The 8,537-nt window shown below is 69.0% G+C and carries 7 protein-coding genes; 2 read left to right on the top strand and 5 right to left on the bottom strand.

Annotated elements, in window-relative coordinates:
* Window positions 1-209 precede the first annotated feature (209 nt).
* Window positions 210-1,442, top strand: coding sequence for a DUF349 domain-containing protein (locus AC1DY2_RS10675; RefSeq protein WP_476762408.1), 1,233 nt, complete (start codon window positions 210-212; stop codon window positions 1,440-1,442).
* A gap of 107 nt (window positions 1,443-1,549) precedes the next feature.
* Window positions 1,550-2,170 carry a type IV toxin-antitoxin system AbiEi family antitoxin gene (locus tag AC1DY2_RS10670; protein ID WP_476762407.1) on the top strand — a complete coding sequence of 207 codons (621 nt, stop codon included), beginning with the start codon at window positions 1,550-1,552 and terminating at the stop codon, window positions 2,168-2,170.
* Here AC1DY2_RS10670 and AC1DY2_RS10665 read toward each other — a convergent pair.
* The 5 genes from AC1DY2_RS10665 to ruvB all read right to left on the bottom strand — a co-directional run.
* Window positions 2,149-4,401: a RelA/SpoT family protein gene (locus AC1DY2_RS10665; RefSeq protein ID WP_476762406.1), complete on the bottom strand. Its 2,253-nt coding sequence runs from the start codon at window positions 4,399-4,401 to the stop codon at window positions 2,149-2,151. The genes AC1DY2_RS10670 and AC1DY2_RS10665 overlap by 22 nt on opposite strands.
* Window positions 4,402-4,472: 71 nt before the next feature.
* Window positions 4,473-5,492, bottom strand: a complete 1,020-nt coding sequence (secF, locus tag AC1DY2_RS10660; protein ID WP_476762405.1) for a protein translocase subunit SecF — start codon at window positions 5,490-5,492, stop codon at window positions 4,473-4,475.
* Window positions 5,492-7,108, bottom strand: coding sequence for a protein translocase subunit SecD (secD, locus tag AC1DY2_RS10655; protein ID WP_476762409.1), 1,617 nt, complete (start codon window positions 7,106-7,108; stop codon window positions 5,492-5,494). The genes secF and secD overlap by 1 nt, the downstream gene beginning before the upstream one ends.
* Before the next feature lie 180 nt (window positions 7,109-7,288).
* Complete coding sequence (yajC, locus tag AC1DY2_RS10650) at window positions 7,289-7,675, bottom strand: preprotein translocase subunit YajC (protein ID WP_476762404.1); 387 nt, start codon at window positions 7,673-7,675, stop codon at window positions 7,289-7,291.
* A gap of 72 nt (window positions 7,676-7,747) precedes the next feature.
* Window positions 7,748-8,537, bottom strand: a 790-nt coding sequence (gene ruvB / locus AC1DY2_RS10645) for a Holliday junction branch migration DNA helicase RuvB (protein ID WP_476762403.1), incomplete at its 5' end; no start/stop codon positions are given.

Here is an 8,537-nt window from a genome sequence, read left to right as displayed (position 1 = left end):
AGCTGAAGGCGGGCGTCACCGACGCCGGCACCGCCGACGGCGGCACCGACGGCGCGCCCGCGGTGCCCGTGACGATCACGGGGTTCACGATCCAGTGACGACCCGCGTCGCCGACGCGCGGTGCACGGCGCCGCCCTCGAGCGGTGCAATAGGCTTGATGCCGTCATCGCCGCCCAGTGGGCGGCATYCGACCACGACAGGGTGAGGCCGTGACCGATTCAGAGCAGCAACCGTGGGGCCGCGTCGACGAGACGGGCACCGTCTTCGTGCGCACCAGCGACGGTGAGCGAGAGGTCGGACAGTACCCCGACGCGACACCCGAGGAGGCGCTCGCCTACTTCGAGCGCAAGTACGCCGATCTCGCCGGCCAGGTCGGACTGCTGGAGCAGCGGGTCCGGCGCGGCGCACCTGCGGCCGACGTCGCCAAGGCGGTCACGAACCTCCGCAGCTCGGTCGCCGACGCCCACGCCGTCGGCGATCTCGACTCCCTGTCGCGGCGACTCGAGGCGCTCTCGGGCACCACGAAGGAGCTGACCGAGCAGCAGCAGGCCGAGGCGAAGGCCGCGCTCGGCGAGGYGATCGCCGAGCGCACCCGCATCGTCGAGCAGGCAGAGGCGCTCGCCGCCCAGGATCCCGCGAAGACGCAGTGGAAGCAGGCGACCKCCGAGCTCGACGCGCTCTTCGCGAGCTGGCAGCGCCACCAGCAGGACGGACCCCGCCTGCCCAAGAACGAGGCGAACGAGCTGTGGAAGCGGTTCCGTGCCGCGCGCTCGATCATCGAGCAGCACCGAAAGGCGTTCTTCGCCGAGCTCGACGCCGCCCACCGCGACGTTCGCACGCGAAAGCAGCAGCTCATCGAGCGCGCAGAGGCACTGGCTCCGCGCGGGGCCGACGCCGTCGCCGACTACCGATCCCTGCTCGACGAGTGGAAGCTCGCCGGACGAGCCGGCAAGAAGGTCGACGACGCGCTCTGGGCCAAGTTCAAGGCCGCGGGCGACGTGCTCTTCCAGGCCAAGGCGGAGGTCGACGCGCAGGAGGACGAGTCCTACCGGGCGAACCTCACCGAGAAACTGGCGCTCCTCGAGGAGGCCGAGAAGCTCCTCACGGAGTCCGACCCCAAGGCCGCTCGCGCCGCCCTCAACCGCATCCAGCGCAGCTGGGATGACCTCGGCCGCGTGCCCCGCGACCAGGTGCGCCCTATCGAGGATCGGCTGCGCAAGGTCGAGAATCACGTGCGCTCCCTCGAGGACGAGCGCTGGCAGCGCGAGGACCCCGAGAAGAAGGCGCGCTCCGAGGGCATGCTGGGCCAGCTCCAGGACGCCATCGCGAAGCTCGAGGCCGAGCTCGCGGCAGCCGAGTCGGCCGGCGACGAGCGGGCGATCGCCTCGGCCCGGGAGGCACTCGACGCCCGTCGCGCGTGGCTGAAGGCCGTCGGCGGCTGAGCTGACCACCGAACGACTCGAACGCGCGTCCCGGATCGGGGCGCGCGTTCTCCACAGATGACGGTCCTGGTCGATCGCGCGGTGCCGGATGCCGCAGCATGGGCGTCATGGCCAGGCTTCCCGCGGTGCTCGGCACCGACCATCTGCCCCTCGCTGAGCTGTGCGCCGCACGGCTCGACGGCGAGCTGTTCGCGATCGACGACGGATGGGCACCGGTCGACGAGCCCGACCTACCCGAGTTCCGAGCGGCCGCCCTCGCCTTGCGTGTTCCCCGTGCGCTGATCATCGAGCGCCTCTCAGCCGCCTGGGTCCACGGGGCCGTCGACGTTCCGCCCTCGATCGCCCAGTTCTGCGTGCCCCTGAGCGCGCGCATCGCGGTGCTCGCCGAGCGACGGGCCACGGTCCGCGAGGTCCGCATCGACGACGGTGAGGTCATCCGACTCGGTGGCGTGCGGTGCACGTCGGTCGTGCGCACCGGCTTCGACCTGCTCCGCGACCCGGGCCTCCCCGACGACGCGTCCGTCGAGGTCACCGCGGCCCTCTTCGAGACACGCCGGGCGCTCCTCGACGAGCTGGCAGCGAAGCTTCAGGCGGCGGTCCGGATGCCCTACCGCTCAGCCGCGCTGGCGCGTCTCGGTCGCGTCGAGGCCTGCCTCGGAGCGTCCGCTGCTCGCGTCCGACCGGTCGTGGCCGGTGCTCCGGTGGGTCAGCCGTCGCTCACGCGATAGACGTCGTACACCGCATCGATGCGACGGACCGCATTGAGGACCCGGTCGAGGTGGGTCGTGTCCCCCATCTCGAACACGAACCGGCTGAGCGCGAGCCGATCGGTCGAAGTGGACACGTTGGCCGAGAGGATGTTCACGTGGTGCTCGGAGAGCACACGGGTGACGTCCGACAGCAGGCCGGCCCGGTCGAGCGCCTCGATCTGGATCTGCACGAGGAAGAGGCTCTTGGAACTCGGCGCCCATTCCACGTCGATCATGCGCTCGGGCTCGTTCATGAGGGACTGCACGTTGTGGCAGTTGGCCTGGTGCACCGAGACGCCCGAGCCGCGGGTGATGAAGCCGACGATCTCGTCGCCCGGCACGGGCGTGCAGCAGCGCGCGAGCTTCACGAGGATGTCGGGCGCACCGCGCACCAGCACGCCCGAGTCGGAGTTCCGCGGCAGTGGGCGCGACCGCACCGGGATGGGCAGGTCGGGCTCGTCCCCCTCGTCGACGTCGCGCACGAGGGCGACGACCTTCTCGAGCACCGACTGCGTCGAGACGTGTCCCTCTCCGACCGCGGCGTACAGCGAGGAGACGTCGTCGTACCGCAGCTGGGCGGCCACCTCGGCGAACGACTCCTGGCTCATGAGCTTCTGGAGCGGGAGGTTCTGCTTGCGCATCGCGCGGGCGATCGCGTCGCGGCCCTGCTCGATGGCCTCGTCGCGGCGCTCCTTGGTGAACCACTGGCGGATCTTGTTGCGGGCGCGAGGGCTCTTGACGAAGGTCAGCCAGTCCTTGCTCGGACCGGAGTCGGGGTTCTTCGACGTGAACACCTCGACGACGTCGCCGCTGGAGAGCTCGCTCTCGAGCGGCACGAGGCGGCCGTTGACCTTCGCGCCCATGGTGCGGTGCCCCACCTCGGTGTGCACCGCGTAGGCGAAGTCCACGGGGGTCGCACCCGACGGGAGCCCGATCACCCGGCCCTTCGGCGTGAAGACGTAGACCTCCTTCGCGCCGATCTCGAAGCGGAGCGAGTCGAGGAACTCCCCCGGATCGGCCGTCTCGGCCTGCCAGTCGGAGATGTGCGCGAGCCACGCCATGTCGGTGTCGTTGGCGTTCTGGGCGTCGGTGGTGCGCCCCGAGTTCATCCGCTCCTTGTACTTCCAGTGCGCCGCGACACCGTACTCCGCGCGCTGGTGCATGTCGTGGGTGCGGATCTGGATCTCGACCGCACGACCCTTGGGACCGATGACGGTCGTGTGCAACGACTGGTAGAGGTTGAACTTGGGCGTGGCGATGTAGTCCTTGAACCGGCCGGGCAGCGGCGTCCACCGTGCGTGGATGGAGCCCAGGACCGCATAGCAGTCGCGCACCGAGTTCACGAGCACCCGGATGCCGACGAGGTCGTAGATCTCATCGAAGTCGCGTCCGCGCACGATCATCTTCTGGTAGATCGAGTAGTACTGCTTCGGCCGGCCCATGACCTTGCCGCGGATCTTGGAGGCCTTGAGGTCTTCACCGACGAGGTCGATGACGTTCTGCACGAACTCCTCGCGCTGCGGAGTGCGCTGGCGCACGAGACTCTCGATCTCGGCGTAGAGCTTCGGGTACAGCACGGCGAACGAGAGGTCCTCGAGCTCCCACTTGATCGCCTGGATGCCGAGCCGATGGGCCAACGGCGCGTAGATCTCGAGGGTCTCGGTGGCCTTGCGCGAGGCGGACGCGGCCGGCACGAACCCCCAGGTGCGGGCGTTGTGGAGCCGGTCGGCCAGTTTGATGATGAGGACGCGGATATCCTTCGACATCGCGACGATCATCTTGCGGACCGTCTCGGCCTGGGTCGAGTCGCCGTACTTCACCTTGTCGAGCTTGGTGACCCCGTCGACGAGCATCGCGATCTCGTCACCGAAGTCGGCGCGGACCTGGTCGAGCGTGTACGCCGTGTCTTCGACCGTGTCGTGCAGCAGTGCCGCGGCGACCGTCTTCGAGCCGATGCCGAGGTCGGCGAGGATCTGCGCGACGGCGATCGGATGGGTGATGTACGGCTCGCCGCTCTTGCGCTTCTGACCCTCGTGGGCGCGCTCGGCGACGGTGTACGCCCGCTCGATCAGCCCGAGATCGGCCTTCGGATGGTGCATCCGCACCGTGCGCATGAGGGTCTCGACAGCACCCGACGGCTGCGCCTTCGAGAAGATCCGAGGAACCAGGCGGCGCAGCGAAGCGGTCGAGTTGACTCCCGCTTCGGTCATGCGCGCACCTCCAGAACTCAATTATCGCCGCTCTGCGAGGTCTTCCGTGCCACTCTCGCCTGAGGCGAACATCACGCCGTGGGCAGCGCCTCGGCGTCGCGGACGACGGCCGCTGCGCGCTCGCGCTCCTTCAGCACCTTCTGGTCGTGTCGATGGATCGCCGGCTCGCCCTCGCGCAGCTGCGAGTACAGCGGCGCGGCGATGAACACGGTCGACCAGGTGCCGACGAGGATGCCGATGAGCAGGGCGAGCGAGATGTCGCGCAGGGTGTCCGCGCCGAGCACGCCGGCGCCGATGAAGAGGATCGCCGCGACCGGTAGCGCCGCCACCACGCTCGTGTTGATCGAGCGCACCAGGGTCTGGTTCACCGCGAGGTTCACCGACTCCGCGAACGTGCGGCGGGACTCCTGTCCGTCTTCGGTCGTGTTCTCGCGGATCTTGTCGAACACCACGACGGTGTCGTACAGCGAGTAACTCAGGATCGTCAGGATGCCGATGGTGGCCGCCGGGCTGATCTCGAAGCCGACCGCCGCATAGAGCCCGACGGTGACGATCAGGTCGCCGATCAGGGCGAGGATGGCCGCGAGCGACATCTTCCAGGTGCGGAAGTACAGGGCCATGATGATGCCGGCGAGGAGCAGGAACGCGCCGAGGCCGAGGAGCGCCTGCCTCGTGACATCCGCACCCCAGCTCGGACCGATGAACGACGACGTCACCTCGGACACCGGGACGTCGTAGGCCTCCGCCAGGGCGTTGGCGACGGCGAGCGAGTCTGCCTGCTCGAGCTGGTCGGTCTGGACGCGCACGCCCGTGCCGCCGACGATCGTGACGTGCGCATCGGCGTCGGGGACGACGGATGCCACGGCATCGATGGCCGGCTGCGGCTCGGCGTTCTCGATGCCGGCGATCTGGAACTGCGATCCGCCGCGGAACTCGATGCTGAAGTTGACGCCGCGGAGCACCGGGATCAGCACCGTGAGGATGATCAGCACGCCGGCGATGGCGTACCACTTCTTGCGGCCGCCGACGAAGTTGAACGAGCGCTTGCCCGTGTAGAGGTCGTTGCCGAATGTGGTGAGCCGGTTGGCCATCAGGACTCCTTGCCTTCGCTCGAGCCGCTGCCGACGCCTGCGGTGGCCTTGCGTTCTGCGATGGTCTGGCGCTTCTGCGCCTCTCGTGCGCTCGAGGCGACCTTGCCCGCGGGCACGGCGACGGGCTTGCGGAACTCCGCACGGCCGCGGTAGACCGCCCCGAGCGCGTTCGGGTCGAGGCCCGACCACGGATTGCCGCTGGAGAAGAACCGTGTCTGCGCGAGCAGCTGCAGCATCGGGTGGGTGAACAGGATCACGACGAGGACGTCGATGATCGTCGTGAGGCCGAGGGTGTAGGCGAAGCCCTTCACGCTGCCGACGGCGAGGACGAACAGCACCACGGCCGCGAGCAGGTTGACGCCCTTCGACGCGAGGATCGTGCGGAAGGCGCGCTTCCAGCCCGCCTCGACGGCGCCGACGAGTGGGCGGCCGTCGCGCAATTCGTCGCGGACGCGTTCGAAGTACACGATGAACGAGTCGGCCGTGAATCCGATCGCGACGATGAGGCCCGCGATGCCCGCGAGCGAGAGGCGGTACCCCTCACGCCACGACAGGATCGTGATCGCCAGGTAGGTGATCAGGCCGACGATCGCCAGGGACGCGATGGTCACCGAGCCGAGCGCCCGGTATTGGAACAGTGTGTAGATCACGACCAGGATGAGGCCGATGAGCCCCGCGATGAGGCCCGACTGGAGCTGCGAGGTGCCGAGCGTCGCCGAGATCGTGTCGGAGGACTGCACGGTGAAGCTGAGCGGCAGGGCGCCGAACTTCAGCTGGTCGGCGAGCGACTTGGACGACTCCTGCGTGAAGCTCCCGGTGATCTGCGGGCGACCATCGGTGATGGCGCCGTTCATCTGGGGAGCCGTCAACACGGCGCCGTCGAGGACGAACGCGAACTGGTCGCGCGGCGACTGGCCCTGCAGCCCGAAGAGACGGGTGCTGACCGCGCCGAAGTCCTCGGTGCCCTTCTGGTCGAACTGGATGTTCACTGCCCACTGACCGGTGCTGGCACCAGTCTGCGTGGTGACCATGCCGTTGGTCGCGTTGACGATGTTCTCGCCACTCGCCTCGACCGGGCCGAGCAGGTACTTCGCCGTTCGGCTGACGTCGCAGGTGACGAGCGGTTCGTCGGCCGGAGCGACGTTCGCCGCGGCGTCGTCGAGGCTCGAGCAGTCGAAGTTGTCGAACTGGTCCTGGAGCGCCGGGGTGACCCACGCCGGGTCGCTGCCGTCCGTCGGCTCGGTGGTCGGAGTGGACTCGAGCTCCTCGGCCGGTTCGGTCGGGGCCGGGGACTCGGTCGAGTCGATCGCCTGGTTCGTCGCGGCATCCGCGAGCAGCACGGCGCGCAGCTCGAGCTTGGCCGAGGACTCGATGCGGTCGCGGGTCTGCTCGTCGAGCTCACCCGGGATGCGGACGACGACGTTCGACCCCTCGGTGTTGATCTCGGCCTCGGCGACACCCGACGCGTCGACACGCTGGCGGATGATCGAGACCGCCTGGTCGAGCTGCTCCTGCGAGACGGAGGCGCCAGACTCGACCTTGGGCTCGAGGATGATCTGCGTGCCGCCCTCGAGGTCGAGCGCGAGCTTGGGGGTCCAGGACCCGCCGCCCCACATCACGCCGGCCGCGTTGATCGCGAACAGCCCGACGATGATCACGCCGAGCCAGGTGAGCGATCTCCAGGCCTTGCGAACGGGGGTCGGCCGGGATGACCGCTTGGATGGTGCAGCCACAGGTTCTGCTTTCTCTGCAAGAGCCCGCGCGACAGCGCGCGGACCGAGCTTGGTTCGGGAGTCTTAGTCGTCCGACTTCTTGGTGTCGGGCGTCTCGTCGGTGGTCACGTCGTCGACGCGCTCACCGAACTCCGGCTGGCCCTCGAGTGCGGAGCCGCCGACCTCGGTGACGGGGGCGACCGCTGCCGGCTCGACCACGCGGGCGATCGTCTGGCGGTGGACGGTCAGCACGGTGCCGGGCGAGGTCTCGAGGAGGACCTGGTTCTCGTCTTCGTCGATCGAGAGGATGGTGCCGTAGACGCCGAAGTTGGTCATCACCTTCGCGCCCGCCGTGACCTTCGACTGCAGCTCCCGCGCATCGGCCTGCCGCTTGCGCGAGTTGCGGAACATGAAGAAGATCAGCACCGCCAGGACGGCGAGCATGATGATGGTGAACGGATCGAACGTCATGAGGGGAGGGAACCTTCCGGTGTGCGGCGGGCCGCACGGAGTCGACGGCGTTGAGGACCAAGCCTCAAAGGATTATAGGTCATCGATCGGGAGGGTGGCTGCGCCCTCGGGAGCGCCCGGTGCCAGCCCGAAATGCCGCCACGCCGATGGGGTCGCGACCCGGCCGCGCGGCGTACGCGTGATGAGCCCGATGCGCACCAGGAACGGCTCGACCACGGCCTCGATCGTCTCGGACTCCTCGCCCACCGAGACGGCGAGCGTGTTGAGTCCGACCGGGCCGCCGCCGAACCGCGTCAGGATGATCATCATGACCGCGCGGTCGAGTCGGTCGAGGCCGAGTGCGTCGACGTCGTAGAGGTCGAGCGCGGCGCGGACCGCCGTGACATCCGCGTCGCCGCCGTGCACGAGCGCGAAGTCGCGGACGCGGCGCAGCAGGCGGTTGGCGATGCGAGGGGTGCCGCGGCACCGGCCCGCGATCTCGGCGATCGCCTCGCGGTCGATCGCCAGGCCGAGCAGCGACGCGGCTCGGGCAAGCACCTGCTCGAGCTCGGCCTCGTCGTAGAACTCGAGGTGCGCGGTGAACCCGAAGCGGTCGCGCAGCGGGTTGGGCAGGAGGCCCGCCCGGGTGGTCGCACCGACGAGCGTGAAGGGCGCGAGGTCGAGCGGAACCGACGTGGCACCGGCTCCCTTGCCGACCATGATGTCGATGCGGAAGTCCTCCATGGCGAGGTAGAGCATCTCCTCGGCCGAACGCGCCATGCGGTGGATCTCGTCGATGAAGAGCACCTCGCCGGGCACCAGCGAGCTCAGGATGGCCGCGAGGTCGCCGGCGTGCTGGATGGCAGGGCCGCTCGACATGCGC

It is taken from the genome of Agromyces sp. P1_H4 (genome assembly GCF_056405255.1).
This window is presented reverse-complemented; position numbering and strand designations above follow the sequence as displayed.

Excerpts from the sequence above, each read along its gene's own strand:
- AC1DY2_RS10670 (WP_476762407.1), top strand. The coding sequence starts at position 1,550 with ATGGCCAGGCTTCCCGCGGTGCTCGGCACCGACCATCTGCCCCTCGCT.
- AC1DY2_RS10665 (WP_476762406.1), bottom strand. The coding sequence starts at position 4,401 with ATGACCGAAGCGGGAGTCAACTCGACCGCTTCGCTGCGCCGCCTGGTT.
- secF (WP_476762405.1), bottom strand. The coding sequence starts at position 5,492 with ATGGCCAACCGGCTCACCACATTCGGCAACGACCTCTACACGGGCAAG.
- secD (WP_476762409.1), bottom strand. The coding sequence starts at position 7,108 with ATGTGGGGCGGCGGGTCCTGGACCCCCAAGCTCGCGCTCGACCTCGAG.
- yajC (WP_476762404.1), bottom strand. The coding sequence starts at position 7,675 with ATGACGTTCGATCCGTTCACCATCATCATGCTCGCCGTCCTGGCGGTG.